This window comes from Rhodococcus sp. 852002-51564_SCH6189132-a (genome assembly GCF_001665495.1).
GTDB classification, from domain to species: Bacteria; Actinomycetota; Actinomycetes; order Mycobacteriales; family Mycobacteriaceae; genus Rhodococcus; species Rhodococcus pyridinivorans.
The window spans coordinates 24,599-51,079 of record NZ_LZMJ01000038.1 but is presented as its reverse complement, the minus strand read 5'-3'; the positions used below and the strand labels follow the sequence as shown (position 1 = coordinate 51,079).

The following is a 26,481-nucleotide window of genomic DNA, read 5'->3' as shown; positions in this document are numbered from 1 at the left end:
GGTCAGGCGACCCCGTTGAACAGCGAGGTGACCGAGCCGTTCTCGAAGACCTCGCGGATCGTCTGCGCGAGCAGCGGAGCGATCGACAGCACGGTGAGGCAGTCGAACTGCTTCTCCGGCGGGATCGGCAGCGTGTTGGTGACGATGACCTCCTTGGCGCCGCACGAAGCGAGGCGCTCGGCGGCCGGGTCGGAGAGCACACCGTGGGTGGCGGCGATGATGACGTCGCCCGCGCCGGCCTCCTTGAGGATCTTCACGGCGCCGGCGATGGTGCCACCGGTGTCGATCATGTCGTCGATCAGGATGCAGGTGCGGCCCTCGACCTCACCGACCACGCGGTTCGACTTGACCTGGTTGGGCACCAGCGGGTCGCGGGTCTTGTGGATGAACGCCAGCGGCGCGCCACCGAGGGTGTCGGCCCACTTCTCGGCCACCCGCACGCGACCGGAGTCGGGGGAGACCACGGCGATGTTCTCGACGCCGTACTTGCCGCGGATGTACTCGGCGAGCTGACCCTGTGCGTGCATGTGGTCGACCGGACCGTCGAAGAAGCCCTGGATCTGATCGGTGTGCAGGTCGACCGTGATGATGCGGTCGGCGCCGGCGGTCTTGAGCAGATCGGCGATCAGGCGGGCGGAGATGGGCTCGCGGCCGCGGTGCTTCTTGTCCTGACGGGCGTAGGGGTAGAACGGCAGGATCGCGGTGATGCGCTTGGCCGAACCACGCTTGAGCGCGTCGATCATGATGAGCTGCTCCATGACCCACTGGTTCAGCGGGAACGGATGGCTCTGCAGCACGAAGGCATCCGAACCGCGCACCGACTCCTCGAAACGCACGAACGTCTCACCGTTCGCGAAGTCCCGTGCCGTCTGCGGGGTGAGGGGGACGCCCAGTTCCTTCGCGACCTGCTCTGCCAGCTCGGGATGGGCCCGGCCGGAGAAGAGCATCAAGTTCTTCTGGTTGTCGATCCAATTGGTCACTGGTTCTGGCCGTCCTTCTGGCGATCGTGGTCGTGCGGCTGCTGTGCTCTCGATGCTGCCTCGGCAGCGGGGGTACCGGCGCGATTTCGCTGGACCCACCCGTCAATATTGCGCTGTGGCGTACCCGACACCGCCAGCGCCCCCGGAGGAACGTCGCGACGGAGTACTGTTCCGGCGCCCGTGTAGGCGCCGTCGCCCACCGTGAGGGGAGCGACGAACATAGTGTCCGACCCGGTCCGGACATGCGATCCGACGACCGTGCGGTACTTCTTCACCCCGTCGTAGTTGACGAACACGCTCGATGCCCCGATGTTGGAGTGCTCGCCGATCTCCGCGTCGCCGACATAAGTGAGGTGGGGGACCTTCGAATGCGCTCCGATCTGCGCGTTCTTCGTCTCGACGAAGGCACCGAGCTTGCCGCACGCGCCGAGTTCGGTGCCGGGGCGCAGGTAGGTGAACGGGCCGACGGTGGCCTCCGCGCCGATCACGGCGTCGGAGCCGTGGGTGCGCACCACGGTGGCGCCGGCGCCGACCTGCACGTCGGTCAGCGTCGTGTCGGGGCCGACCTCCGCGTCGTCGGCGATCACCGTGCGGCCGCGCAACTGCACACCCGGGTGGATGGTGACGTCGGCGCCGAGCACGACGTCGACGTCGATCCACGTCGAAGCCGGGTCGATCACCGTGACACCCTCGCGCATCCAGTGCTCGAGCAGGCGCCGGTTGAGTTCGGTGGTCAGTGCGGCGAGCTGGACGCGGTCGTTGACGCCGGAGACCTGCACCGCGTCGTCGGTGTGGAGTCCGCGGACGGTGTGGCCCTCGTTGCGGGCGATCTTCACGACGTCGGTCAGGTACAGCTCGCCCTGCGAGTTGTCGGCGCTCAGCTTGCCGAGCGCGGATCGCAGCGCGGCCGCGTCGAAGGCGTACACGCCCGTGTTGATCTCCTGGATCGCGCGCTGCGTCGGCGAGGCGTCCTTCTCCTCGACGATCCCGGCGACGTCGCCGTCGGTGGTGCGCACGATGCGTCCGTAGCCGGTCGGCTCGGACACCGTCGTGGTGAGGACGGTGACGGCGGCAGGTTCGGTGTCGAGGTGCGCGTCGAGCAGTTCCTGCAGGGTGTCGGAGCGGAGCAGCGGGACGTCGCCGGCGGTGACGACGACCGTGCCGTCGAAGTCGTCGGGGAGGGCACCGAGGCCGCACTCCACGGCGTGGCCGGTGCCGAGCTGTTCCTCCTGGACGGTCACCCGGATCTCGCGGTCGAGATCCGCGGCGACGGCGCTCACCTCGGCGGAGACCTCCTCGCGGCGGTGCCCGACGACGGTGACGAGATGGGCGGGTCCGAGTGCGGCGGCGGCGTACAGGGAGTGAGCGAGCATCGTGCGTCCACCGAGGGTGTGCAACACCTTCGGTGTCTTCGACCGCATCCTTGTTCCTGCTCCGGCTGCCAGCACGACGATCGCGGTCTGCACCTGCATGTAGCTCCCTCGACACGTTTCTGTACGCCGGTCCGTGCGTACACCGGGGAAGCACTGAGGCTCCCCGGGACGGTTCCCGCTCCGCCGCCAGGACTCGAACCTGAACTATCTGAACCAAAATCAGAGGTGCTGCCGATTACACCACGGCGGATTGCCACACCCCCGCGGCGGAACCGGCGGGCGTGCGCCCCTGATCCTCGCACGAGACGGCGTCGACGTCGAACCTGGGGTGGCGCGATCGGGAATGGATAGGCTGTCGAACGTTCGAGTACGTCCCGCCGCCGAAGGAGGACCTGTGTCGCAGGCGTCGCAGAAGCGAACCGAGCGCACTCCGCGGATCCGGATGACGGGCACGCAGCGTCGGGAACAGCTCATCGAAATCGGTCGCGCCCTGTTCGCCGAGCGCGGCTACGAGGGCACCTCCATCGAGGAGATAGCCCAGCGGGCGCAGGTCTCCAAGCCGGTCGTCTACGAGCACTTCGGCGGTAAGGAAGGTCTCTACGCGGTGGTCGTGGACCGCGAGATGACCGTGCTGATGTCGATGGTCACCGAGAGCCTCACCCGCAACCGGTCGAGGATCCGCGTCGAGCGGGCCGCGCTCGCTCTGCTCACCTACATAGAGGAGCGCACCGACGGCTTCCGCATCCTCGTGCGCGACTCGCCGATGTCCGCCGAGGAAGGCACCTATTCGAGTCTGCTCAACGAGGCGATGCGTCAGGTGGGGAAGCTGTTGACCGGCGACTTCTCCCGGCGGGGGCTCAACCCGGAGTTCGCTCCGCTCTACGCCCAGGCTCTCGTCGGCATGGTCGCCACCACTGCGACGTGGTGGCTCGACCGCCGCACTCCGTCGAAGGAGGACGTCGCGGCCCACCTCGTGAACCTGTGCTGGAACGGCCTCATCGGTCTGGAAGCGGACCCGAAGCTCGGGGAACCCCCGGTTTCCGAATAGTCCTCTCGTTTCCGGGACCGTCTGCTCTCTACTTTCAGGTAAGTGGCGTTATCGTTGGGATACCCGTGAGAAGGCAGGCTGTGGTGGGACGACAAGTACGCGCAGAGGTGACACGCGAATCGGTGCTGCAGGGCGCAGCGACGATCTTCGTGCGCGACGGGTACGCGGACGCGAACCTGGGCGACATCATCGAGGAGGCCGGCGTCACCAAGGGTGCGCTGTACTTCCACTTCGGTTCGAAGGAAGAACTGGCGCGCGGGGTGATCGACTCCGGCTATCTCCGCTTCGAGGCCGCCGCCGAGTCCAAGATGGACCGCCGTTCCCCGGCGCTCGAGACACTGATCGACCTGTCGGTCCTGCACGTCGACATGTCCGAGACCGATTCCGTGGTGCGGGCGATGTTCCGGCTGCTGGTCGAGATCGGCGACTACCAGGGCACCGAGCACCGGCCCTACGAGATCTGGCAGAACAACCTGCAGGAGCTCGCGGCCCGGGCCGCCGACGAGGTCGTCGTCGTCGAGGACGTCGACGTCCACGCGGTCTCCCTGCTGCTGCTCGAACAGGCGATGGGCGTCCGGATCATGGCGAACGCTCTCAAGGCGACCGAACGGCTCGCAGAGCAGACCGGTGCGATGTGGCAGATGATCCTGCCCGCGCTGGTGCCGGCGAACAAGCTCGAATACTTCCGGCAGTTCGTGGAGCGCCGTCTGCGGCTGCAGTCGTGACCTTCGGGCCGTTCTCCGCCGAGGAGGCCCCCGCGGCGCTGGCGGGTCTGCTCGACCGGTTCGGGTCCGACACCGCCGTGACGATCGGTGTCGTGCCGTCGTTGCTCACCATCGCCCAGGCCGCCGACGTCCTCGGCTGCTCCCGCCGGCACGTCGCGCGCCTGGTCGACACGGGCGCACTCTCCGCCGACTTCCACGGCCTGCACCGGCGGGTGTCGCGCTCCGACGTCCTCGACCTCGCGAAGCAGCAGGCGGAGGTGGTCACGACGGTCCTCGACGGACTCGCCGATCTCACGCGGCGCGAAGGACTGTACGACCCGTTCTGACAGCATGACGCGGCCCGCCGCGGCAGCACGGTACGGTCCGTTCCGACGGTTCGACGAAGGGTGACGATGCCGGTTCGAGTGGTGCTCGATGCGACGGTCCTCGCCCGCCCCCGCCTGCGCGATGTGGCGCTCGCCCTTACCGAAGACGGCCTCTACCAACCCTTCTGGAGCGACGGAATCATCGCGGAAGTGGACCGCCGACTGCCGCAGGAACTGCTGCGTCCCGCCCGCGACTTCCTCTTCGCCGAACTCGACCGCGCCTTCCCCGACGCCCGGGTGGTCTGGCCCACCACCGTGCTCCGCGAGGTGCCGCACGTGACGGGACCGAGGGAGGCACACGTGACCTCGGTGGCGCTGCTGTGCCACGCCGACGCCGTCGTCACCGCCGACCCCGAGCTCACCGGGGCACTGGAACGATCGGGTATCGAAGCGTGGACACCCGACGCTTTCGTCACCTTCGCGCTCGACGCCGATCCCGTCCGCACCCGCGCGGCACTGCTGAGAATGGTGCGCCGTCGCTGGCTCGCCGACGATGACACCCGGCGCGAGGCGGACGACGACGAACTGTTCGCACGGCTGGCCGAGTGGGCCGCGCGCGACCTCGGTGCAAACAGCGCCGACCTCCTCGCGCCCCCGGCGCGGTAGCGCGTTTCACGCCCCCGGCGCGGTAGCGCGTTTCACGCCCCGGCGCGGTGACGCGCGGGGAACAGCGGAATAGACTCGACAAGGTTCTCGTCCCACACTCAGGAGCGCCTTCCTTGTCTGCTGTGCCCCCGGCCGCTGTCCCACTGTCCGGATTGGCGCGGATCGCGCTGGCCGACGACAGACTGCGCAGGATCGGCGAGCTCGCCGGTTCCGCCGAACAGGAGATCGTCGCCCCACCCGCCGCGCGGCCGTTCGTCGCGGCGGCGCTGGCCGAGAAGACACCTCTGCTCGTGGTCACCGCCACCGGACGCGAGGCCGACGATCTCACCGCCGAACTCACCGAGATGTTCGGCGAGGGCGTCACGCAGTTCCCCTCGTGGGAGACCTTGCCGCACGAGCGCCTGTCGCCGAGCGCCGACACGGTCGGCCGTCGCCTGCACGTCCTGCGTCGCCTCGCGCGTCCCGACGATCGCGATCTCGGGCCCGCACTGCGGGTCGTCGTCGCCACCGTGCGGTCGCTGGTGCAGCCGATGGCTCCCGGACTCGGCGAGATCGACCCCGTCACGCTGCGGGTCGGCACCGAACACGACTTCGAGGAACTCGTCGAGCGGCTCGTCGAACTGGCGTACACCCGCGTCGACATGGTCGGCAAGCGCGGTGAGTTCGCGGTGCGCGGCGGCATCCTCGACGTCTTCCCGCCCACCGCCGACCATCCGGTCCGCGTCGAGTTCTGGGGCGACGAGGTCACCGAACTTCGCTGCTTCTCCGTCGCCGACCAGCGTTCGATCTCCGAGGTCGACGTGCCGGTGCTCGTCGCGCCGCCGTGCCGCGAACTGCTGCTCACCGACGAGGTCAAGGCCCGCGCCGCGCAGCTCGCCGAGGACAACCCGGCCGATGCGGCGCTCGTCGAGATGCTCGACAAGATGGCCGGCGGCATCCCCGTCGAGGGCATGGAAGCGTTGCTGCCGGTGCTGCAGCCCGGCGAGTTGCAGTTGCTCACCGACGTTCTGCCCGCCGGGGCGCACGTGCTGATCTGCGACCCGGAGAAGGTCCGCACCCGTGCGAGCGATCTCGCCCGCACCGGGCAGGAGTTCCTCGAGGCGTCGTGGACGGCCGCCTCGATCGGTGGTGCGGCGCCGCTCGACACCTCGAACCTCAACGGGGTGGACGGCCGGAAGCTCGATCTCGGCGCGTCGGCCTACCGGTCGCTGCGTCAGGTGCGCGAGGCCGCGCAGGCCGCGGGCAGACCGTGGTGGACGCTCAGCCCGCTCGCCTCCGGTGCCGACACCGAACTCGTCCTCGACGTGCAGCCGGCCCCCGAGGTCCGCGGCTCCGAGGACCTGCTGTCGATGCTGTTCGTGAACCTGCGCGCCCACGTCACCGCGGGGGGCCGTGCGGTGATCGTCGTCGCCGGTGCGGGCACCGGACAGCGCATCCTCGAGCGGCTGAAGGAGAACGAGGTCCCCGCCGCGAAGCTCGAACCGGGCACCGAACCGGTGCGCGGGCAGGTCGGCGTCATGCGCGGTTGCCTGCACGAGGGCGTCGTCCTCCCCGGCAACGACGACAACGTGGTGCCGGGGCTGGTGGTCGTCACCGAGGCCGACCTCACCGGTAACCGCGTGGTCACCGAGGGCCGCAAGACTCCCGTCAAGCGTCGCAACCAGGTCGACCCGCTCGCCCTGAACGCCGGTGACTTCGTCATCCACGACCAGCACGGCATCGGCAAGTTCGTCGAGATGGTCGAGCGCACGGTCGGTGGTGCCCGCCGCGAGTATCTCGTCATCGAGTACGCGCCCGGCAAGCGGGGCCAGCCCGGCGACAAGCTGTTCGTGCCGATGGAGCAGCTCGACCAGCTCTCTCGGTACGTCGGCGGTGAGCTGCCGTCCGTCAGCAAGCTCGGCGGATCCGACTGGGCCAACACCAAGCGCAAGGCGCGCAAGGCGGTTCGCGAGATCGCCGGCGAGCTCGTGCGGCTGTACGCGGCGCGGCAGGCCTCGCCCGGCCATGCCTTCGCGCCCGACTCGCCGTGGCAGAAGGAGATGGAGGACGCCTTCCCCTTCACGGAGACACAGGACCAGCTCACGGTGATCTCCGAGGTCAAGGCCGATATGGAGAAGGCGGTGCCGATGGACCGCGTCGTGATCGGCGACGTCGGCTACGGCAAGACCGAGATCGCGGTGCGTGCGGCCTTCAAGGCCGTGCAGGACGGCAAGCAGGTCGCGGTGCTCGTCCCCACGACCCTGCTCGCGCAGCAGCACCTGCAGACCTTCACCGAGCGGATGGCGGCCTTCCCCGTGAGGGTGAAGGGGCTGAGCCGGTTCACCGACGCATCCGATTCGCGCGCGATCACCGAGGGCATGGCCGACGGCACCGTCGACATCGTCGTCGGCACCCACCGCCTGCTCCAGACCGGGATCCGCTGGAAGGACCTCGGTCTCGTGATCGTCGACGAGGAGCAGCGTTTCGGCGTCGAGCACAAGGAGCACATCAAGGCGCTGCGCACGCACGTCGACGTGCTCACGATGTCGGCAACTCCGATCCCGCGAACCCTCGAGATGAGCATGGCCGGGATCCGCGAGATGTCGACCATCCTCACCCCGCCCGAGGAGCGGCACCCGATCCTCACCTATGTGGGTGCCTACAACGACAAGCAGGTCGCCGCGGCGATCCGCCGGGAGCTGCTTCGCGACGGCCAGGTCTTCTACGTCCACAACCGGGTGAGCTCGATCGACAAGGCCGCCAAGCGACTCCGCGATCTCGTCCCCGAGGCGCGGGTCGCGGTCGCGCACGGGCAGATGAAGGAGGAGACGCTCGAGAAGACGGTGCAGGGCTTCTGGCAGCGCGAGTTCGACGTGCTGGTGTGCACGACGATCGTCGAGACCGGCCTCGACATCTCGAACGCCAACACGCTCATCGTCGAACGTGCGGATTCGCTCGGTCTGTCGCAGCTGCACCAGTTGCGCGGCCGCGTCGGGCGTTCGCGTGAGCGCGGCTACGCGTACTTCCTGTACCCGGCGGAGAAGCCGCTGACGGAGACCGCCTACGACCGACTCGCCACGATCTCGCAGAATTCCGATCTCGGCGCGGGTATGGCCGTGGCCATGAAGGACCTCGAGATCCGCGGCGCCGGTAACGTTCTCGGTGCCGAACAGTCCGGCCACGTCGCCGGGGTGGGCTTCGACCTGTACGTGCGGCTCGTCGGCGAGGCCGTCGAGGCATACCGGGCCGCGGCCGACGGCCGCACGGTCACCACCGACGAAGCGCCCAAGGAGGTGCGGATCGACCTTCCCGTCGATGCGCACATCCCGGCCGACTACGTCGCATCCGACCGGCTGCGCCTCGAGGCGTACCGCAAGCTCGCCGCCGCGAACGACGACGCCGCGATCGCCACGGTCGTCGACGAACTCGTCGACCGTTACGGTCCGCTGCCCGATGAGGTGCAGCGGCTCGTGTCCGTCGGCCGGTTGCGGTTGCTGTGCCGCGAGTACGGCCTCGAGGAGGTCGCGGTCACCGGCACCCAGATCCGGATCTCGCCGATGGAGCTGCCCGACTCGAAGCAGATGCGGCTCAAGCGGTTGTACCCGGGAGCGCAGTACCGCGCGACGAGCGGTCTCGTGCAGCTGCCGATCCCGCGGACCGGCGGGGTGGGATCGGATCGGGTGCGCGATGTGGCGCTGCTGCAGTACATCGCCGACTTCCTGCTCGCCCTCGACGGCAAGCCGCAGGGCTCGGTGGACCTGAACAGCGCGGCGACGGTGAATGCATGACCGACTACACCGCTCTCGCCGAGGCGGCGGCCGTGATGGACAGACTGTGGTCGTTCGGGGGATGGGAGGTCACCCAGACCCACGAGAGTCTGCGCCGCTATCTGATCGAGGAGACCTACGAGGTTCTCGACGCCGTCGAGTCGGGTGATCCGGACGAGCTCCGCGAAGAACTCGGCGACCTGCTGCTGCAGGTGCTGTTCCACTCCCGGATCGCCGAGGCGAACGGGCAGTTCACGGTCGACGACGTGGCGGCGACGCTCGTCGCCAAGCTGGCCGCGCGCAGCCCGCACCTGACCAACGGGCACACCGGTCCGCTCGACGTCGCGGAGCAGGAAGCGGCGTGGGAGATCGCGAAGAAGACGGAGAAGGCACGCACGTCGTGCCTCGACGGGATCGCGATGGCGCAGCCCGCACTCTCCCTGGCCGACAAGGTGATCGAACGCGCGATGCGAGCGGGTTTCCCGGAGGACCTGGTGCCCGAGACGTTGCGGGTCGTCCGGATCACAGGCACGGGCGACACGGAGTCGACGCTCCGATCGGCAATCCTCGCGTTCGCCGGATCGATCCGGGCAACGGAGAAGGCCGCGCACACCGACGGAGTTCCGCACGGCGGGCTCGACGAGGATGCGTGGCGTCGCTACTGGGCACCCGCCGGCGAGCACCGCGGGGGACCCGCAGACGAGCACCGCGGGGGACCCGCAGACGAGCACCGCGCCTGAATGTGTCTCACCCGACCCACCGGACCCCGTGCCGGCTGTCGGGTGGAATACACCAGCGGCCCTCGAACTCCGGGAACTGCGCCCGCACTTCGGGGAGCAGATCGGGGACGGTGAGCAGGATGCAATCGGGGGATGCATCGCGCAGAGCGGTGAGGTCGATGATCGGGACGTCCGTTCCCGGCATTCGCCGTCCGGCCTTCGCCGGTGAGCCGTCGGCGACGGCCTCCATGACGGAGCGGTCGACACCCGCACGAGCGAACAGTGCCACGGCCCGGGAAGCCGCGCCGTAGGCGAACACCCGTCGGTGTTCGGCGGCCGACTTGCGCAGCCAGGAGACCAGTTCGTCCACCTGGCGGTCGGCCTGCCGTTGCAGGGTGCGGAGTGTCGCAGCGCTCGTGATGCCGGTCGCCCGTTCGGCGGCGAGGATCCGGCGTGCACTCAGTCCCGCATTCGTCCACGGATCCCGTTCGGCAGCGACCAGCACGGTGCCGCCGTAGAGGTCGAAGGTCCAGGCCTCGGAGATGTGCAGTCCCACGTCCTCGAGCAGTCGCCGCAGCGCGGTCAGTGAGTAGTACGCGAAATGACCGTGCCGCAGGGCGTTCCACTGGCCCTGCGACACGATGGCGGAGAGGGTGTGGAACTGGAGCAGCAGCACACCGTCGGGGGAGAGCGCCGCCGCGCGTTTGAGGAATGCCGCGCGCTGATCGGCTTCGTGCATGATGCCGAAGCTGTCGAGGACCAGGGACGCGGCGGCCCCGGGGAAGGCGGGCTGGAAACCGCGTTCGATCAGCAGGGGGAGCCAGGTGCCGCCGTGCGGACTGCCGAACTCGATCACCGTGCGGCCCTTCAGCCGGCCCGCCCGCTCGACGACCTCGACGGCCTCGCGGGCCTGCTCGCGCAGCGCCTCCGGCTCGATGCCGCGGGGCTCGTCCGGGACGGTGTCGTCGTCCGCCAGCTGCGCCAGTCCGCAGCCGGTACACAGAACCATCGCCAGTTCGTGGGCTGATTCGGCGGGTAAAGGAGGCGAGTCCCCGGGTGGAAAGTAATCGGCGGGCGGGACCGCTCCGAGATCGAGGACTCGCTCGAGGCGATCGTGGCCGCACGCGCGGCACCTGTTCATTCGCGGAACACGCCCGCCGGCCGTGGCCGCAGCGTCGGGTCGAGGCGTCCCGCATCGGACAGCCGCCGCAGATGTGCCAGACGCGTGAAGCGCTGGGTGAAGTCCTCCTTCGTGAGGCCGTCGGCGACGAAGTGACGGAACAGTTCGGCAGCGCCTGCGTCGACACTCCACGACGGAACGAAGGCCGGCATGGCGTGGCGGATGGCCGAGAAGTCCACACGATACGAGCGTGGGTCGGGACCGGTCTCGCCGGTGATGGAGACGAACGACCCGGGGACCGCGCGGGTGACGGACTCGGCGATGTCGCGTACGCGGACGTTGTTGGATTCGGTGCCGACATTGAAGGCGGCGCAGTGCACATCGCTCTCCGGTGCGGTGAGGGCACACGCGAACGCGAGGGCGATGTCCTTCGCGTGAACGAGGGGACGCCACGGGGTGCCGTCCGACAGCACGCGCACCTCGCCGGTGAGCACCGCGGTGCCGACGAGATTGTTCACGACGATGTCCGCGCGGAGCCGTGGCGAGTATCCGAAGGCTGTGGCGTTGCGGAGGAAGACGGGACAGAAGCCCGAATCGGCCAGGGCCGCCACGTCGTCCTCGACCCGGACCTTGCTCACGGCGTAGGGCGTGAGCGGCCGGAGCGGAGCACTCTCGTCCACGAGATCGTCGCCCGCACTTCCGTACACCGAACAGGTCGACGCGTAGAGGAACCGGCGCACACCGGCCTCCTTCGCGCACCTGGCGAGGTGGACGGATCCGAGATGGTTGATGTCGTAGGTGATCTCGGGTGCGAACGCACCGAGCGGGTCGTTCGACAACGCCGCCAGGTGGACGACGGCGTCGAACCCGGTGAGGTGCTCGGTTCCCACATCGCGGAAGTCGACGGTCATGCCGGGCGGATCCTGCGGTGCCGTGCCGAGAGTGCATTCCGCGAAGAGTCCCGTGTCGAGACCGACGACCTCGTGACCGCGGGCGAGCAGTTCGGGCACCATGACGGATCCGAGATATCCCTTGTGCCCTGTGACGAGTACGCGCATGTCAATCTCTCCCGGGATCGTCGGCGGTCATGAGGTTCACGAGGTCACCGCCGGTGTCTCCCACACCGTCCACGGATGGATACCGCGTGCGAAGTTGTCGTCGAGTTCGGCGCGTTCCTTGAAGGTGTCGGCCGGTTTCCAGAACCCGAAGTGGCGATAGCCGAACAGTTTCCCCTGGCCTGCGAGCGGTCCGCACACGTCGGCGACGAGGTCGCCGCCGGGTGGCAACAGGTCGAAGATCGCCTGGTTCAGGACGAAATATCCGCCGTTCTCCCAGATGGGGAAGTTGCTGACCGGGGTGATCTCCTTGATCTCGCCGTTCTCCGCGACGTCGACGCAGTGGAAGGACGACTGCGGGGGCACGACGAGCATGGAGGCCGTGGCCCCGGACGTGTGGAACGCCTCGATCATGTCGTCGAGCGGGGCATCGGTCAGCACGTCCGCGTAGTTCGCGAGGAAGTACTCGTCGCCGTCGAGATATCGGCGGACGCGGCGCAGGCGTTCGCCGATCGCCGATTCGAGTCCGGTGTCGACGAAGGTGATCTTCCAGTCGCTGATGTCGGTGCTGAGGCAGTCGACCCGGTTGCCGTGCAGGACGAAGTCGTTGGACTGTTCCTCGTGGTAGTCGAGGAAGAACTCCTTGATCTTGGATGCGCCGTAGCCGAGGCAGAGGATGAACTCCTTGTGCCCGAAGTGCGCGTAGTAGCGCATGATGTGCCACAGGATGGGGGCGCGGACCGACCATCTGCATGGGCTTGGGGATCTGGTCGTTGCGATCGTTGCGCATGCGCATGCCGTAACCGCCGCAGAACAGTACAACCTTCATGATGTGGTCCTCCAGGACAGTTCGGGTTCACCGATGGCCGTGTGGATGGTGGGGAGGGGGAAGACGAGATGTCCGCCCCAGTCCGCGATGTAGGCGAGCTGGCGGGTCAGCTCGGGTTCGAGGTTCCAGGGCAGTGCGAGGACGATGTCCGGCCGGTCCTGGGCGATCCGCTCGACGGGCTCGATGGGGATCCGGGTCCCCGGGGTGAAGCGTCCGTGCTTGTACGGATTCCGGTCGACGGTGTAGGACAACAGGTCCGGTCGGATTCCGCAGTAGTTCAGCAGGGTGTTGCCCTTGCCGGGTGCACCGTAGCCGACCACCGACAGACCGTCCTCGCGGCACTGCAGGAGGAAGCGCAACAGCTCCAGGCGGGAGGTACGCGCGAGCGGTTCGAGCCGGAAGTAACGTCCTGGCCGTCGCCGAGCAGCACAACTTCGAGGCCGTCGCACTCCTGCCCTCCGGTCGGTGGCCGCACGCGCGGACACGCAGACTCAGCTGGGATCTCGAGAAGATCGGTGCCGAGCTCCTCATCGCCCCTGTGCTCATGGACGTCGTCGGCCCGCGCCTGCACATCTCCCCGCTCGAGGGGCTGCCCCTGTTGCAGATGAGCGCCCCCAGCTACAGCGGCCCGGCCTGGATCGTGAAGAACGTCTTCGATCGGGTCCTCGCGGTGCTGATCCTGATGGTGATCGCGCCGGCACTGCTCGCCGTCGCGGTCGCGATCAAGGTCGGCAGCAGAGGACCGATCCTCTTCCGTCAGCAACGGGTGGGACGCGGCGGAACCCCGTTCACGATGTACAAGTTCCGCAGCATGGTCGTCGGCGCCGACGAGCACAAGGACGACATCGCCGATCACGACATCGGTGCCGGAGTGCTGTTCAAGGTCCGCGAGGACCCGCGGGTCACCAGGGTCGGCCGCTTCATCCGGCGGTACTCGCTCGACGAACTGCCGCAACTGTTCAACGTGGTCAAGGGCGACATGTCGCTCGTCGGCCCGCGCCCACCGCTCGAATGCGAGGTCGCCCGGTACGGAGAGGACGGCGCGGCGCGGCGGTTGTTCGTCAAACCGGGTGTGACGGGACTGTGGCAGGTCAGCGGACGCAGCAATCTGTCCTGGGACGAGTCGGTACGGGCCGATCTGCGGTACGTCGAGAACTGGACCTTCATGCTCGACCTGTCGATCCTGCGCCGCACGATCCGGGCCGTTCTCAGCGGGGACGGCGCATATTGAGGGAGACCGCTGTCGAGACAGTAGAGACAGAGTCAGAGACAACGGTGGAGTCCGACCCCTCGCGGATTCCACCCTCCGAGACCGGCACCGACGATCAGGCGGGATCGTCGGCGCCGGTGCGTCTGCCGGTTCGTCTACAAGGGGTTTTCGTCCCGTATGGAATATGGAGGGGTGCCGTCCGATCGAGAACCCCGACGCTGGCTGTGGCCGGTGGTCCTGCTCAGTGCACTCGTCGCCGTCGTCTTCGTGGCGGTCGAGTCCGCTCTGCACTCACCCCGGCGACCGTCCGTCGAGATCCCCGACGGCGTCCCGCCGGCACCCGGTCTGCCCGTTCCGCCCATCGACGTGAACGGTCCCGGCCGCACAGCCGCGCAGCTCGCCGCCTGGGCCGAACCCCAATCGCGGGAGCTGGGCATCCCCACCACCGCACTCGAGGCGTACGGGCACGCGGCGGCCGTCCTGGCCGTCGGCACCCCCGACTGCGGCCTGTCGTGGACGACCCTCGCCGGCATCGGCAACGTGGAGAGCAGCCACGGACGGTTCGGCGGCGCCTCCCTCGGATCCGACGGCAGCGTCTCACCGCCCATCCGGGGTGTCCCGCTCGACGGCACCCGGGGCAACGCCGAGATCCGCGACACCGACGGTGGCCGCCTCGACGGCGACCCGGTGCTCGACCGGGCGGTCGGGCCGATGCAGTTCATCCCCGAGACCTGGGAACGGTGGGGCGTCGACGCGAACGGCGACGGCATCGCCGACCCCGACAACATCGACGACGCGGCCCTGACCGCAGGCCGCTATCTGTGCGACCGCGGAGGCGACCTGACCACCGCGGAGGGCTGGACGAACGCCCTGATGGCTTACAACCGCTCCACCGAATACCTGATGCTCGTCCGCGACCGCGCCGCCGCCTACGGCGTGGGAGTGCGGCCGTAGACAGTACCGCGCCGGGCCTCGAGCGCGCCTGTACCTCACACGCAGGTCGCGACCGTTAGGCTGTCCCCAGCGTGCAGACACCGCAGCGTGACAGTCCATCGAAGGAGAATCAGCCAGTGGCCATCATTGAGCAGGTAGGAGCCCGCGAAATCCTCGACTCCCGTGGCAACCCCACGGTCGAGGTCGAAGTGCTGCTCGAGGACGGAAGTTTCGCCCGCGCTGCAGTGCCGTCGGGCGCCTCCACCGGCGAGCACGAGGCCGTCGAGCTGCGTGACGGCGGCGACCGTTACCTCGGCAAGGGCGTCGAGAAGGCCGTCGAGGCCGTCCTCGCCGAGATCGGCCCGGCCATCATCGGCCTCGACGCCACCGAGCAGCGCACCGTCGACCAGGCCCTCCTCGACGCCGACGGCACCCCCGACAAGGGCCGCCTCGGCGCGAACGCCCTGCTCGGCGCGTCGCTCGCCGTGGCGAAGGCCGGTGCGGAGTCGTCCGGACTCGAGCTGTTCCGTTACGTCGGAGGCCCGAACGCCCACATCCTTCCCGTTCCGATGATGAACATCCTCAACGGTGGCGCCCACGCCGACACGGGCGTCGACGTCCAGGAGTTCATGGTCGCCCCGATCGGCGCCCCGACCTTCAAGGAATCCCTCCGCTGGGGTGCCGAGGTCTACCACTCCCTCAAGTCCGTGCTCAAGAGCAAGGGCTTGGCCACCGGCCTCGGCGACGAGGGCGGCTTCGCCCCCGACGTCGCGGGCACCAAGGCCGCGCTCGACCTGATCAGTGAGGCCATCGGTAAGACCGGTCTGAAGCTGGGCAGCGATGTCGCGCTCGCACTGGACGTCGCGGCCACCGAGTTCTACACCGAGGGCACCGGCTACAAGTTCGAGGGCCAGAACCGGACGGCCGCCGAAATGGGCGCCTTCTACGCCGAGCTGCTCGGCCAGTACCCGCTGGTCTCCATCGAAGATCCGCTCAGCGAGGACGACTGGGAGGGCTGGGTCGCGCTCACCGAGGAGATCGGCGACAGGATCCAGCTCGTCGGCGACGACCTGTTCGTCACCAACCCCGAGCGCCTCGAGGACGGCATCGTCAAGGGTGCCGCGAACGCGCTGCTCGTGAAGGTCAACCAGATCGGCACCCTCACCGAGACCCTCGACGCCGTCGACCTCGCGCACCGCAACGGCTACAAGACGATGATGAGCCACCGCTCCGGCGAGACCGAGGACACCACCATCGCCGATCTCGCCGTCGCCGTCGGCAGCGGACAGATCAAGACCGGCGCGCCCGCCCGCTCCGAGCGTGTCGCCAAGTACAACCAGCTGCTGCGCATCGAGGAGTCCCTCGGCGACGTCGCTCGCTACGCCGGCGAGCTCGCCTTCCCGCGGTTCTCCGTCGAGGGCTGATCGCCGGCATGAGTCAGCGCGGTAGATCCCGTCCCGGAGCGAGGCGCACCCGCACCGAGGGTGTGTCCGGCGTCCGGCGTCCGGGCCGGGTCCGGCCCACGGGATCTGCCGCGCCGGCCGAACACTCGGCCGAGAATGCGGGTGCGCGGCCGGCCGGCCGCGAGGACCCCGTTCATTCGTCGCCCGGCCGCGGCCGCCCCGGTGGTTCGGGGCGAGCCCGCCCCACCCGGGTCGGCGCGCCCCGCGACTCCCGCCGCCCCCGCACCGAACGCACCGTCCTGGACCTGTCCACCGGCCGCGCCGTGGTGCTCGCCCTCGTCGTGTGTGGTCTCGCGCTCACCCTCGCGGTGCCGCTGCGCACCTACGTGAGCCAGCGTTCCGAAGCCGAGCAGCTCGCCGCCGAACGCGTGCAGCTCGAACAGGAGATCGCGGCCCTCGAGGAACAGAAGGCCCGCATGGAGGACCCGGCCTGGGTCCGCGCCCAGGCCCGCGAGCGACTGCGGTTCGTCGTCCCCGGCGACATTCCCTACCAGGTGCAACTGCCGGGCGACGCCCCGCCCGAACGTGAGGAACGCGAACCCGAGCGGCCGACGACCGGCGCCTGGTACAGCGACCTGTGGTTGTCGGTGTCCGAACCGGCACCCGAACCCGAGCCCGAACCCGTGCCGCAGCAGATGCCTGTGGCACCCCCAGAACCAGGAGATGTCCCCGGGTGACCGATCACGTCACGCAAGAAGACCTCGACGCCGTCGCCGCCCAGCTCGGGCGCGAACCCCGCGGCGTCCTGGCCATCGCCTACCGTTGCCCCGACGGTGCGCCCGGAGTGGTGAAGACCGCGCCCAAGCTGCCCGACGGCACGCCCTTCCCGACGCTCTACTACCTCACCGACCCGCGCCTCACAGCCGAGGCGAGCCGGCAGGAATCCGCCGGGGTCATGAGGGAGATGACCGAGCGTCTCGGCACCGACGAGGAACTGGCTGCGGGCTACCTGCGCGCCCACGAGTCGTACCTGGCCGAACGCGACGCGATCGAGTCGCTCGGCACCGACTTCACCGGCGGCGGTATGCCCGAACGCGTCAAGTGCCTGCACGTGCTGATCGCCCATTCGCTCGCGAAGGGACCGGGCGTCAACCCGCTCGGCGACGAATCCGTCGCCCTCGCCGCCGACGCCGGCCTGCGTGGCACGGCGATCCCCGCCGACTGGCCCACCTACGCCGAGCTGCGCGGAGAAGAACAGTGAGGGTCGCGGGAATCGACTGCGGCACCAACTCCATCCGCCTTCTGATCGCCGACATCGCGAAGGACGGCACTCTCACCGACGTCACCCGCCTCATGAAGGTCGTGCGGCTCGGGCAGGGCGTCGACGCCACCGGTCGTCTCGCACCCGAGGCGATCGAACGCACGCGGGTCGCGCTGGTGGAGTACGCCGACCTGATCCGCGAGACCGGCGCCACCGCCGTTCGCATGGTTGCCACCTCGGCCACGCGCGACGCGAGCAACCGTGAGGACTTCTTCGCGATGACCCGCGAGGTGCTCGGTGCCGTGATCCCCGGAGCCGAGGCAGAGGTCATCACCGGCGACGAGGAGGCGCGTCTGTCCTTCGCCGGTGCGGTCGGCGAACTCGACTCCGCGCGTGGGCCTTTCGTCGTCGTCGATCTCGGTGGCGGATCCACCGAGGTCGTGCTCGGCGACGCCGACTGTGTGCACGCCGCCTACTCCACCGACATCGGCTGCGTCCGGCTGACCGAACGGTGCCTGCACGACGACCCGCCGACCGCCGCGCAGGTCGCTGCGGCACGGGAGGTCGCGGCGGACAAGATCCGCGAAGCGCTCGAGCGGGTGCCGGTCGAGCAGGCGCACACCTGGGTGGGTGTCGCGGGCACCATGACCACCCTCGCCGCGCTCGCCCTCGAACTCGACGAGTACGACTCCGAGAAGATCCACTTGTCGTCGGTGCCGTTCGACCGCCTGCGCGAGGTGTGCGACGGTCTCGTCGCCGCGACCCGCGAGAAGCGCGCGGCGCTCGGCCCGATGCATCCCGGCCGCGTCGACGTCATCGGCGGCGGCTCGATCATCACCACGGTCCTCGCCGAGGAACTCGGCCGCCGAGCCGGCATCACCGAGCTGGTCGTGAGCGAGCACGACATCCTCGACGGTATCGCTCTCTCCGTCGCCCGCTAGTTCTCCGATCCGTGTGGGTTCGACCCCGGTTTCCGGGGCTCGGTCCACACGAACCGGCGAATGTGTGGTTGACTGTGTCTCGGTCGAAGTTTTTGTTCGCGTCTTGTCCACGCTCGCAAATCCTTGTTGCGGGCGGTTGGTTCTCCTTTCGGAAGTCACCGCATGTGATGGCGGCCTCGCTCCACCGAACTCTCGGCGGAGCTCGAGTAATACGACAGAAGGAGACAGACATGGCAGAGGGAATCGTGAAGTGGTTCAACGCCGACAAGGGATTCGGCTTCATCGCCCCCGAGGACGGCAGCGCTGACGTGTTCGCGCACTACTCGGAGATCCAGTCGGGCGGCTACCGCAGCCTCGACGAGAACCAGCGCGTGAGCTTCGAGATCGGCCAGGGCGCCAAGGGCCCCCAGGCCACCGGTATCACCGTGATCTGATTCGATCTCCCGTCCCCGCAGGGGATATGAGACGACATCGGGCCCGCCTCGTCATTCGAGGCGGGCCCGATGCATATCCACAGATCGGTCAGAGTGCTCCGCAATCCGACGACGGCGCAACGCCTGCGAAGCGGCCGTCGAGGAAGTCCAGTGCACCCGGCAGGCCGATCACGGCGGCAGTGATGTGATCCGGGCTCGGCACGAGTTCGGTCCGCACCGCCACCCCGGCGTCGCAGTACCTGCGCAGCGTCGTGGAGATCGCATCGAGAGGAATCAGCACGTCGGTCGGTGAATGCCACTCGTACACCGGGGCATTCGGCACCGTCGCGACCTTCTCGACGCTGTTCTCCATCAGCACCTCCTGCACGGTCGGGCTGTCGAGCAGGGCAAGGCCCGCCGCCGCGTCGGCGACGTCGGCCATGCTGCGACCGGCACCGGCGAGCAGGATTTCGTTGGTGCACGCGTTGGCGATGCGGTCGCGCAGTTCCCGCCCCGCACCGTTGAGCTGCTCGCTGACCGGCATGCGGTCCGGGTACTCACGTTCGAGGCCGAGGGCGGCCGCCATCGCCAATCCGAAGGCGGGATGCGTGGATTCGCCGAGTTCCCGGGCCATCTCGCCGATGTCCATCGGGACGCCACCGTAGGCGGAGCCGACGATCGGGATCTCGGGCGCGTAGGTCGGGGCGAGTGCTGCGGCCATCGCCGTCGCCATCCCGCCGCCGGAGTAGCCGGCGATGCCGACCGGACTGTCGGCGAGTTCGAGCGGTGCGTAGCGTTGCGCGGCCCGGATGCCGTCGAGGGTGATCTGCCCGCCGACCTTCGCGGCGCCGTAGGCGCTGTTCGGTCCGAGATGATCGGGAACGGCCAGCGACCAGCCGCGCTGGATCGCGATGAGCAGGCCGGGAGACTCCCGGATCCCTCGCAGCGGGTTCGGTGCGTACAGCGCCGTCGACGGCGCGCATTCGAGCCCGAGTGCGTTGATGATGGCTTGGTACGAGACGAGCGGACGACCCGGCGCCCCACCCTGAGGGGACAGCACGGTGGTCACTGCGGAGATCGGTTCGCCGGCGGAGTTCGTCGACCGGAACTTCAACTGGACGGCGTCGGTGCCGGGAAATCCGAGCGGCGGCGGAAGGACGCGCGCGGCAAGGACGTCACCGGGCTGCCGATCGGCGATGTCGTCGGGGGTGCTGTAGAAGGAGTCGTTCACGGACGCGGGGTAGACGATGCCTTCGGCCTGTGCGGAGGGTGCGGCCACCAGGCTCGGCGTCGCTGCCAGGGCCATGGCGGCTACTGCGGTGGCGAGTCGCCCGGTCAGTGGGCGTGCGGTCGTGAAGCGCATCCATGGTCCTTCTCTTCGTGCCCGGTTCACCACCCGGCTGTCCGCTGTGTACTTGTCTCCCCGCAGGATGTCGGCCGGAAATCGAGGTGCGTTACAGCCCGGGCGAGGAGCACACTCGAAGTCGGATCCGAGGAGGTCGAGGAGCAATGAGGATCGAACCTTGCACGGCCGAACGACGAAGTGACGAACTCGATCTCTCCCTCCGGGCGTGGCGTCCCGTCCTCGGGCTGTACCGGCCTCCGTCTACGAGGGGACAGGATACGAACGCCGTCCCGTCGCACGGTACTTCAAGAACCTCGCGCCCCAGCGCGGTGGTGGACAGTCGTGAACGCTAATGTGATCCCCACGCCCCTATAGCCCAATTGGCAGAGGCAGCGGACTTAAAATCCGCACAGTGTGGGTTCGAGTCCCACTGGGGGCACAGGTCCGGGGTAGCGGATGCACTGGTGGCGAACAGTTCGGCCGGCGACTATCCCGAGGGCAACCTCTGCTGCCCCTCGTGTCGTGACCGGTGCAGGACCTCCATGAGCTCGTGTTCGAGCGCCACGAACTCGCTCGACACGCACGTCTCCAGGGTTCGAGGTCGGGGCAGGTGCACACGCACCTCGTGCTGCACCCGCGTCGGTCGCGGACCGAGGACGACGACCCGATCGGACAGCAACACCGCCTCGCGGACGTCGTGCGTCACCATCAGCACCGCCCACCGATGCTGCTGCCACACCTGCTGCAACCACAGTTGCATCTCGGTGCGGGTCAGCGAATCGAGTGCGCCGAACGGTTCGTCGAGCAGGAGCACGTCGCGCCCCTGCAGCACCGTGCGTGCGAGCGACGCGCGTTGACGCATACCGCCCGACAGTTGGTGCGGCGCAGCGTCCTCGAAGCCGGCCAGGCCGAAGGTCGGCAGCAGTTCGCGGGCGCGGGCACGAGCGTCGGATCGCTGTACACCCTGCACCTCGAGCCCGAGTGTGCAGTTGTCGAGCACCGTCCGCCACGGGAACAGCAGGTCCTTCTGCGGCATCAGCGCGACCTGCCCGGGTGCCGCGGGGGAGTCGCCGACGAGAACCTCTCCGGTGTCGGGTTGCTCGAGTCCCGCGACGATCGAGAACAGCGTCGACTTGCCGCACCCACTCGGCCCGATGAGGGACACGAACTCGCCGGGCTCCACAGCACAGTCGATGCCGTCGATCACCGCCCGGTCGCCATACGACTTGTGGACCGAGGCCACCGTCACCGCATTCATCTCTCACTCCTCGTGAGCGCCCACGGCGCGACCATCCGTTCGACGACGAACGTCAGCGCGTACAGCAGGAGTGACAGAGCAGCGGTCACCACTACGGCAGCGAGCACGAGATCGGTGCGGAACGAGTTCTTCTGCGTGCTCATGTAGATGCCCAGACCGGATGTCGCGCCGACGTATTCGGCGAACACCGCACCCACGACGGCGTAGGTGATGCCGATCCGCAGGGCGGTGAAGAAGCGGGGGAGCGCGGATGGCAGGCGCACGTAACGGAACTGCTGCCACCGCGACGCGCCCATACTGCGTAGCAACGCGCCCGCCTCCCGGTCGGCCGCCGCGAACCCTTCGAGCAGCCCGATCGCGACGGGGAAGAACGTCACCAGCGCGATGACGAGGATCTTCGGTAGCAGTCCGAAACCGAACCAGATGATCATCAACGGCGCGATCGCGATGATCGGCAGGGTCTGCGACACCACGAACAACGGCACGAGGGCCCGCCGCAACCAAGGCGAGAAGTCTACGACGATCGCGAGGGCCCACGCCAGTGCCAGCGACACGGCGAACCCGACCATCGTGACCTGCAGAGTGGACCAGGCGTGCCCGGCGATGTCGACGCGATGAGACCACCCCTGCGTGAGAACGCGTGCGGGGGAGGGCAACACCTGCGGGCGGACACCGCTCACCACGACGTACGACTGCCAGATCGCGACCAGAGCCCCGGCGATGAGCAGCGCGGGAAGGAGCCGACGTGCGCGGCCGATGCTATCGGTCTTCGAGGTAGTCATCGGTGACATAGGTCGACCAGTCCGGCTCGGTCGTCAACGGGCTGCCGTCGGGTCCGGACAGCACGCCGTTCTCGTACAGGAACCGGGCATAGCCCGACCATTTCCCGGCGTCGAGGACTCCGACGGCGCCGGAGGCGTCACGCATGTACTCGGCGGCGAGCATGCGCTGGCTCTCGTAGACGAGTTCCTCGTCGGGGAAGGCCCCGGGGTTCGCCTCGAGCAGAGCCCGGGCTCCACGATCGGGGTCGTCGGCGGCGATCCGGTAACCCTGGTGCAGCGCCTGCACGAAAGCGCGTGCCTGCTCCGGGTTCTCCGTCATCCAGTCCTCGTTGCCGTCGACGACGATCGCGTACGCGTCGGGGAAGCCGTAGTCGGTGAAGCCGAAGTACCGCATGGGCAGGCCGCGGTGCTCGGCCTCGAGACCCTCCCACGCCAGGTACGACACGGTGAAGTCGGCGGTCGACGAGTAGACGGCCTCGTACGACGACGTCCCGAGCGTCACGTTCTCGAACTCACCGCGGCCACCGTCGTTGCGGATCACTTCGGCGAGCATCTCGTCCTCACCAGGGTTGGCGAAGCCCGCGAAGGTCTTGCCGTCGAGATCCGCCGGCCGCGTGATCTCGGCGTTGTCGGCCCGCACGGCGATCCCCGTCGCCCAGTGCTGCAGCGGTGCGAGGACCGCGACGGTCCGGGACCCGGCGGCTCTGGCGATGGTCGATGTGGCGTGCGTGGAGATTCCGAACTCGGCGCTACCCGCGTCGACGAGGGTGTCGGGGGTCGCGTTGTTGTACGGCAGGATCTCGACGTCGAGACCCGCATCGGCGAACAGACCTTCCTGCTGCGCCACGTACAGGCCGGTGTGATTGGTGTTGGGCGTCCAGTCCAACGCGAATCGGATGGTGTCGCTCCCGGAATCGGACGAGCACCCGACGACCGCGGAGAGTGCGGCGACGAGGGTGAGCAGTCCGGCGAGAGTCCGCCGCGCCTTCACTGCGCGGGCAGGGGACGGATCGATGGGGGTACAGGCGTGGTCATGTCGGGACATCCCTTCGTCAGCATTACCTGGTCAGGTTCGACGGGTGTGATCTCAGCCCCGCTCGTGCGGAGCACCCCGTGTCACGGGCGACCCTAGCACCATGCCCTCCTGGGGCCGCCGGGACGGGAGCAGAACGGAAGATGTGACCCGAAGTTACGGAAATGCCCAGGTCAGGATGTCACCCTCACATTTCACCCGCAACGGAAGGATCGAAGATCCCGACTCTTCGAGTGATGGTCCCTGCCACCTCCCCCGAACGGCAGGGACCGTCGCTCTGCGCATGTCTCTCCCTTGCGCGGACGATGAAGGGCCGTCGGTGAACTCCGACGGGTCCGTTCTTCTGTTGTTTCCGTAGACCCGACTCCCGCAACGGTGTTCAATACGCACGAGCCGATCGGGGGATGGGATGCGCGCAATGATGGGCGCCGCGATGGCTGCGGCGGTGATGGGAAGTGTCCTGACGGCATCGGTGGTGTCGGCGGAGACGAGCGGACGCACCGAAATGCCGTATGACTCGTCGGCGCCGCTGGCCGGCGAGGTGCTCGGGTCCGTGGTGTCGATACCCGCGCCGCTGCCGGCGGAAGCGGGACCGCGACCCGCCGCGTGCGACCGGTTGTCGTATCTGCGGTGGCGGTCGGCCGACGGACCGGAGAGTTCGGCCGACGCCGACCGGATCCTCGTCGCCCAACCGGGGATCTTCGAGGGAGCGGGTGCATTCGAGAGCGTCGCGCGCAACACCGTCGTCGCGGCCGCGACTCGCGGTGCCCACATCGAGTTCTGGGCACTCGACCGGCGATCGAACTGCCTCGAGGACCACGCCGGTACCCGGGCGGCACTGCGGACGGGTTCGCTCGATACCGCGACCGACTACTACTTCCGCGGTGCCGAAGTGGACGGGCGACGATTCGCCGGCCACGCGAGCGGCGCCGACGTCGCGTGGCTCTCGCATGTCGGCATCGAGCAGACGCTGCGCGACCAGTACGACCTGCTGCGTCACGAACTCTCCGACCCGGAACTGCGGAAACGGAAAGTGTTGTGCGGCGGACATTCTCTCGGTGGTTTCATCACCGGCTACTTCGCGGAATGGGACTTCGACGGAGATCCCGCCACCACGGGCGACGCCGGTTACAACCAGTGCGGCGGGTACTTTGCGCTCGATACGGTGATCGAGGCGGGAGCGCCCTCCCCCGGGCAGAGTGCCCTCCCGGATCTGCCCGAAGCGGTCTCGGCGCCACTCGATGCGTTCTTCGGCTCCATCTCGACGGCATCGCCGGTGCTGGCACTTCCCACGGTTATCAATCCCGAGACGACGAATCTGCTCGCACTCACCGGACTCGCCGCGCGACTGGACCCGGACAGCACCGACGGCATTGTCCCGCGCATGCCCGACAACCCGAACATCGACTGGACGTTGCGCACTCTGTTGTCGGGGGACTACGCGATGTTCGCGACGGGCGACCCGGATGTGCGGACGTTGAACGCGACCAACGAGGCGGTGCTCGGCGCGATCCTCGACGACAATTCCCAACCGCTGGGGTTCCTGCAGGTGAGCGTCGGATTCATTACCGGGGCGCCCGTGCGCGACAAGCTGTTTCCTGTTCCCGCCACGCCGGAGGTGCTCGGGTCGGGATTCTTCGGCGATGCGCTCAAGGCGTCGCCGGCGGTGTTCGCGGATCCGGGAGTCGTCTACCGGTGGCTCGACTACGACGAGGTGGGCACTGGGGCGTCGTCACCCGACGAGGCGCGGTACACCGATCGGGGGAGCGAGGTGACGTCGATCGCGGAGCTGGCGCGGAATCTGTCGGAGCCACCACTGGATTTCACCGAGTGGTACTTCCCGTCGAGGCTTCCGTTCGACCTCGCATCGGCGACCCGCTTCGAAGGGCATCTCCACCGCGACGGTGTCGCGCGCAATCCTGTGGTGACGCTGGTGGCGAGCGGCGGGATCCCGTTGCCGGAGAAGGATCATCCGAACGAACGCAGGTGGGTGCTGCCCGGATACAAGCACATCGATGTACTCACTGCGGCCGCCGATCAGAACGACGGGCGGCCCGAGCAGGTATCGCAGACGCTCGCCGACTTCGCAGCCGACCGAGTCGGTAGCTTCACAGTCGGATGAGGCGGGATCAGGCGCCGCGCGCGGAGAAGATCGAGGTGTAGTCGTGGGGGCCGCTCACCTCGGCGACAGCGGTGACGGGTTCGGTCTCGGCGTCGGTCTCCGGAGTGGTGGGCGCGAGGAAGAGGGGTCCGTCGAATTCTTTGTTCTGGCTCATGGCCGTCCTTTCGGGTGCGGCCGGGTAGACCCCGGCCGTGGGGCAGTGCGAAGAAGAGGGGCCGCGGTACACGCGGCGGGGAACTCTCACGTCCGGTTCGGAACCTTCGGGCACTGTGGTGCGAGGTTGCTCATCATGTGCGAGCCGAACGATGTCTCCACCCTACACCAGAAGGTTCGCGCGACGTTTGACCGGCGAGTCGCGTGGGAAGACACTCGGCATGGCTACCTACAGAGTGATCGACCCGACCGGGAACGTCGTGGATACCAAGGAAATCGAGAGCGCGGACGACGCGCACGCCTGGTTCGTCGACCAGCGCGCCGACAACAGCGAACTCGGCTGGCGTATGGAGGCGCAGAACGAGCAGGACGGTACCTGGCACTTCTTCGACGACACCGAAGGCACCTCCTCGAAGTAGTCCCGGCAGCACCCCGTGAGAGCGGGGTGCTGCACGCACCGACACAGCGCGGTGCCGAGCACCTCGACAGCGCGGTGCCGAGCACCTCAACAGCGCGGTGCCGGTAGTCGTAACTACCGGCACCGCGCAGTTCAAGGGCTACTTCTTGAAAGCGTCCTTGACGTTCTCGACGGCATCCGAGACCTTGTCGCCTGCCTGCTTCAGACCGCTGGAGGCCTGGTCACCGCGACCCTCGGCTTCGAGATCACGATCGCCGGTCGCCTGACCGGTGTTCTCCTTGATCTTGCCGCCCGCTTCTTCTGCCTTGTGCTTTGCCTTATCGACGAAGTCGGCCATGGGGTCCTCCTGTGTCATCGAACGTTGCTCTGACGGAGTACCCCACCCGAACAGCCTGAAACCGAACACGACCGGCTCGTCCGTGTCAGACTTCGACACAGGCAGCCAGGAGGAGACCGATGTCGCATCCCACCAACTCCGGTCCCGAGAACAACGACCCGATCGGGGACGCGCCCGACGCCGATCCCGAACTCGTCCGCGACGGGCCGGTGCAGCGCCGGCGTTCGGCGAGTGCGGTGATCGCAGCCGTCGCGGTGGTCGTCGTGATCGTCGTGCTGCTCGTAGTTTTCCTCTGAACAGAGCCGT

26 protein-coding genes, 2 tRNA genes, 2 pseudogenes and 1 riboswitch are annotated in these 26,481 nt (G+C 68.3%); of the genes and pseudogenes, 17 read left to right on the top strand and 13 right to left on the bottom strand.

Annotated features, from left to right (window positions below; all coding sequences use genetic code 11):
- Positions 1-2: 2 nt before the first annotated feature.
- The 3 genes from A5767_RS09305 to A5767_RS09295 all read right to left on the bottom strand — a co-directional run bounded on the left by A5767_RS09305 (position 3) and on the right by A5767_RS09295 (position 2,603).
- Positions 3-980 (bottom strand): ribose-phosphate diphosphokinase, encoded by a 978-nt coding sequence (locus A5767_RS09305; RefSeq protein WP_039584577.1) that lies wholly within the window; start codon positions 978-980, stop codon positions 3-5.
- A complete protein-coding gene (gene glmU, locus A5767_RS09300; protein WP_064255745.1) occupies positions 977-2,452 on the bottom strand; it encodes a bifunctional UDP-N-acetylglucosamine diphosphorylase/glucosamine-1-phosphate N-acetyltransferase GlmU in 1,476 nt (491 codons plus the stop codon). The genes A5767_RS09305 and glmU overlap by 4 nt, the downstream gene beginning before the upstream one ends.
- A gap of 79 nt (positions 2,453-2,531) precedes the next feature.
- Positions 2,532-2,603 (bottom strand) — tRNA-Gln (locus tag A5767_RS09295).
- A gap of 192 nt (positions 2,604-2,795) precedes the next feature.
- Here A5767_RS09295 and A5767_RS09290 point away from each other — a divergent pair.
- The 6 genes from A5767_RS09290 (at position 2,796) to A5767_RS09265 (ending at position 9,583) form a co-directional block, all read left to right on the top strand.
- On the top strand, positions 2,796-3,401 hold the full coding sequence (locus A5767_RS09290; RefSeq protein ID WP_024103232.1) for a TetR/AcrR family transcriptional regulator: 606 nt from the start codon (positions 2,796-2,798) through the stop codon (positions 3,399-3,401).
- A gap of 83 nt (positions 3,402-3,484) precedes the next feature.
- Positions 3,485-4,126: a ScbR family autoregulator-binding transcription factor gene (locus A5767_RS09285; RefSeq protein ID WP_064852183.1), complete on the top strand. Its 642-nt coding sequence runs from the start codon at positions 3,485-3,487 to the stop codon at positions 4,124-4,126.
- Entirely contained in the window at positions 4,123-4,452 is a 330-nt protein-coding gene (locus tag A5767_RS09280) for a helix-turn-helix domain-containing protein (RefSeq protein WP_024103234.1), read from the top strand. Before A5767_RS09285 ends, A5767_RS09280 begins: the two co-directional genes overlap by 4 nt.
- A gap of 66 nt (positions 4,453-4,518) precedes the next feature.
- Positions 4,519-5,097 carry a PIN domain-containing protein gene (locus tag A5767_RS09275; RefSeq protein ID WP_039584602.1) on the top strand — a complete coding sequence of 193 codons (579 nt, stop codon included), beginning with the start codon at positions 4,519-4,521 and terminating at the stop codon, positions 5,095-5,097.
- Positions 5,098-5,210: 113 nt separating this feature from the next.
- Positions 5,211-8,864 (top strand): transcription-repair coupling factor, encoded by a 3,654-nt coding sequence (gene mfd, locus A5767_RS09270; RefSeq protein ID WP_064852150.1) that lies wholly within the window; start codon positions 5,211-5,213, stop codon positions 8,862-8,864.
- A complete protein-coding gene (locus tag A5767_RS09265; RefSeq protein ID WP_064852149.1) occupies positions 8,861-9,583 on the top strand; it encodes a MazG family protein in 723 nt (240 codons plus the stop codon). The genes mfd and A5767_RS09265 overlap by 4 nt, the downstream gene beginning before the upstream one ends.
- A 7-nt stretch (positions 9,584-9,590) precedes the next feature.
- Here A5767_RS09265 and A5767_RS09260 read toward each other — a convergent pair whose 3' ends face one another.
- From A5767_RS09260 to A5767_RS09245, 4 genes and pseudogenes are all read right to left on the bottom strand, one after another.
- On the bottom strand, positions 9,591-10,703 hold the full coding sequence (locus tag A5767_RS09260; protein WP_064852148.1) for a class I SAM-dependent methyltransferase: 1,113 nt from the start codon (positions 10,701-10,703) through the stop codon (positions 9,591-9,593).
- On the bottom strand, positions 10,700-11,740 hold the full coding sequence (locus A5767_RS09255) for an NAD-dependent epimerase/dehydratase family protein (RefSeq protein WP_064852147.1): 1,041 nt from the start codon (positions 11,738-11,740) through the stop codon (positions 10,700-10,702). Before A5767_RS09255 ends, A5767_RS09260 begins: the two co-directional genes overlap by 4 nt.
- A gap of 36 nt (positions 11,741-11,776) precedes the next feature.
- Positions 11,777-12,566 (bottom strand): annotated as a pseudogene (locus tag A5767_RS09250) (glucose-1-phosphate cytidylyltransferase).
- Positions 12,563-12,970, bottom strand: a pseudogene (locus tag A5767_RS09245) (methyltransferase C-terminal domain-containing protein); the annotation flags it as partial. The pseudogenes A5767_RS09250 and A5767_RS09245, both read right to left, overlap by 4 nt.
- Here A5767_RS09245 and A5767_RS09240 point away from each other — a divergent pair.
- The 7 genes from A5767_RS09240 (at position 12,868) to A5767_RS09210 (ending at position 18,748) form a co-directional block, all read left to right on the top strand.
- Positions 12,868-13,797 carry a sugar transferase gene (locus A5767_RS09240; protein WP_082937640.1) on the top strand — a complete coding sequence of 310 codons (930 nt, stop codon included), beginning with the start codon at positions 12,868-12,870 and terminating at the stop codon, positions 13,795-13,797. The pseudogene A5767_RS09245 and the gene A5767_RS09240 overlap by 103 nt on opposite strands.
- A gap of 210 nt (positions 13,798-14,007) precedes the next feature.
- Positions 14,008-14,730 carry a lytic transglycosylase domain-containing protein gene (locus tag A5767_RS09235; protein ID WP_064852146.1) on the top strand — a complete coding sequence of 241 codons (723 nt, stop codon included), beginning with the start codon at positions 14,008-14,010 and terminating at the stop codon, positions 14,728-14,730.
- Positions 14,731-14,846: 116 nt separating this feature from the next.
- On the top strand, positions 14,847-16,133 hold the full coding sequence (gene eno, locus A5767_RS09230) for a phosphopyruvate hydratase (RefSeq protein WP_024103250.1): 1,287 nt from the start codon (positions 14,847-14,849) through the stop codon (positions 16,131-16,133).
- An 8-nt stretch (positions 16,134-16,141) separates the two neighbouring features.
- Positions 16,142-16,849, top strand: a complete 708-nt coding sequence (locus A5767_RS09225; protein WP_064852145.1) for an FtsB family cell division protein — start codon at positions 16,142-16,144, stop codon at positions 16,847-16,849.
- Positions 16,846-17,373, top strand: a complete 528-nt coding sequence (locus A5767_RS09220) for a DUF501 domain-containing protein (protein WP_064852144.1) — start codon at positions 16,846-16,848, stop codon at positions 17,371-17,373. The genes A5767_RS09225 and A5767_RS09220 overlap by 4 nt, the downstream gene beginning before the upstream one ends.
- Complete coding sequence (locus tag A5767_RS09215; RefSeq protein WP_064852143.1) at positions 17,370-18,314, top strand: Ppx/GppA phosphatase family protein; 945 nt, start codon at positions 17,370-17,372, stop codon at positions 18,312-18,314. Before A5767_RS09220 ends, A5767_RS09215 begins: the two co-directional genes overlap by 4 nt.
- Before the next feature lie 230 nt (positions 18,315-18,544).
- Positions 18,545-18,748, top strand: coding sequence for a cold-shock protein (locus A5767_RS09210; protein ID WP_064852142.1), 204 nt, complete (start codon positions 18,545-18,547; stop codon positions 18,746-18,748).
- Positions 18,749-18,836: 88 nt separating this feature from the next.
- On the opposite strand, the gene A5767_RS09205 is transcribed toward A5767_RS09210, so the two are convergent.
- Positions 18,837-20,090, bottom strand: a complete 1,254-nt coding sequence (locus A5767_RS09205; RefSeq protein ID WP_064852141.1) for a lipase family protein — start codon at positions 20,088-20,090, stop codon at positions 18,837-18,839.
- Between the two features lie 347 nt (positions 20,091-20,437).
- On the opposite strand from A5767_RS09205, the gene A5767_RS09200 reads away from it, so the two are divergent.
- A tRNA-Leu gene (locus tag A5767_RS09200) sits at positions 20,438-20,511 on the top strand.
- A gap of 48 nt (positions 20,512-20,559) precedes the next feature.
- On the opposite strand, the gene A5767_RS09195 is transcribed toward A5767_RS09200, so the two are convergent.
- The 3 genes from A5767_RS09195 to A5767_RS09185 form a co-directional block, all read right to left on the bottom strand.
- Positions 20,560-21,330: an ABC transporter ATP-binding protein gene (locus tag A5767_RS09195; RefSeq protein ID WP_064852140.1), complete on the bottom strand. Its 771-nt coding sequence runs from the start codon at positions 21,328-21,330 to the stop codon at positions 20,560-20,562.
- Positions 21,327-22,112 (bottom strand): ABC transporter permease, encoded by a 786-nt coding sequence (locus A5767_RS09190; protein WP_006553865.1) that lies wholly within the window; start codon positions 22,110-22,112, stop codon positions 21,327-21,329. Before A5767_RS09190 ends, A5767_RS09195 begins: the two co-directional genes overlap by 4 nt.
- Positions 22,090-23,157: an ABC transporter substrate-binding protein gene (locus tag A5767_RS09185; protein WP_442978747.1), complete on the bottom strand. Its 1,068-nt coding sequence runs from the start codon at positions 23,155-23,157 to the stop codon at positions 22,090-22,092. Before A5767_RS09185 ends, A5767_RS09190 begins: the two co-directional genes overlap by 23 nt.
- Positions 23,140-23,236: riboswitch (TPP riboswitch) on the bottom strand. (Overlaps the previous gene by 18 nt.)
- A gap of 318 nt (positions 23,237-23,554) precedes the next feature.
- Here A5767_RS09185 and A5767_RS09180 point away from each other — a divergent pair.
- The gene (locus A5767_RS09180) at positions 23,555-25,267 is read left to right on the top strand and encodes a hypothetical protein (protein ID WP_230826459.1); all 1,713 of its coding nucleotides are present in this window, start codon (positions 23,555-23,557) and stop codon (positions 25,265-25,267) included.
- Positions 25,268-25,274: 7 nt separating this feature from the next.
- On the opposite strand, the gene A5767_RS23335 is transcribed toward A5767_RS09180, so the two are convergent.
- Entirely contained in the window at positions 25,275-25,421 is a 147-nt protein-coding gene (locus A5767_RS23335; protein ID WP_019288743.1) for a hypothetical protein, read from the bottom strand.
- Positions 25,422-25,641: 220 nt separating this feature from the next.
- Between A5767_RS23335 and A5767_RS09175 the strand changes: the two genes are divergently transcribed.
- The gene (locus A5767_RS09175; RefSeq protein WP_006553868.1) at positions 25,642-25,839 is read left to right on the top strand and encodes a hypothetical protein; all 198 of its coding nucleotides are present in this window, start codon (positions 25,642-25,644) and stop codon (positions 25,837-25,839) included.
- A gap of 138 nt (positions 25,840-25,977) precedes the next feature.
- Here A5767_RS09175 and A5767_RS09170 read toward each other — a convergent pair whose 3' ends face one another.
- The gene (locus A5767_RS09170) at positions 25,978-26,175 is read right to left on the bottom strand and encodes a CsbD family protein (protein ID WP_019288742.1); all 198 of its coding nucleotides are present in this window, start codon (positions 26,173-26,175) and stop codon (positions 25,978-25,980) included.
- Positions 26,176-26,294: 119 nt separating this feature from the next.
- Here A5767_RS09170 and A5767_RS23330 point away from each other — a divergent pair, with 119 nt between their 5' ends.
- Complete coding sequence (locus tag A5767_RS23330) at positions 26,295-26,471, top strand: hypothetical protein (protein WP_024103259.1); 177 nt, start codon at positions 26,295-26,297, stop codon at positions 26,469-26,471.
- The last annotated feature ends 10 nt before the right edge of the window (positions 26,472-26,481 follow it).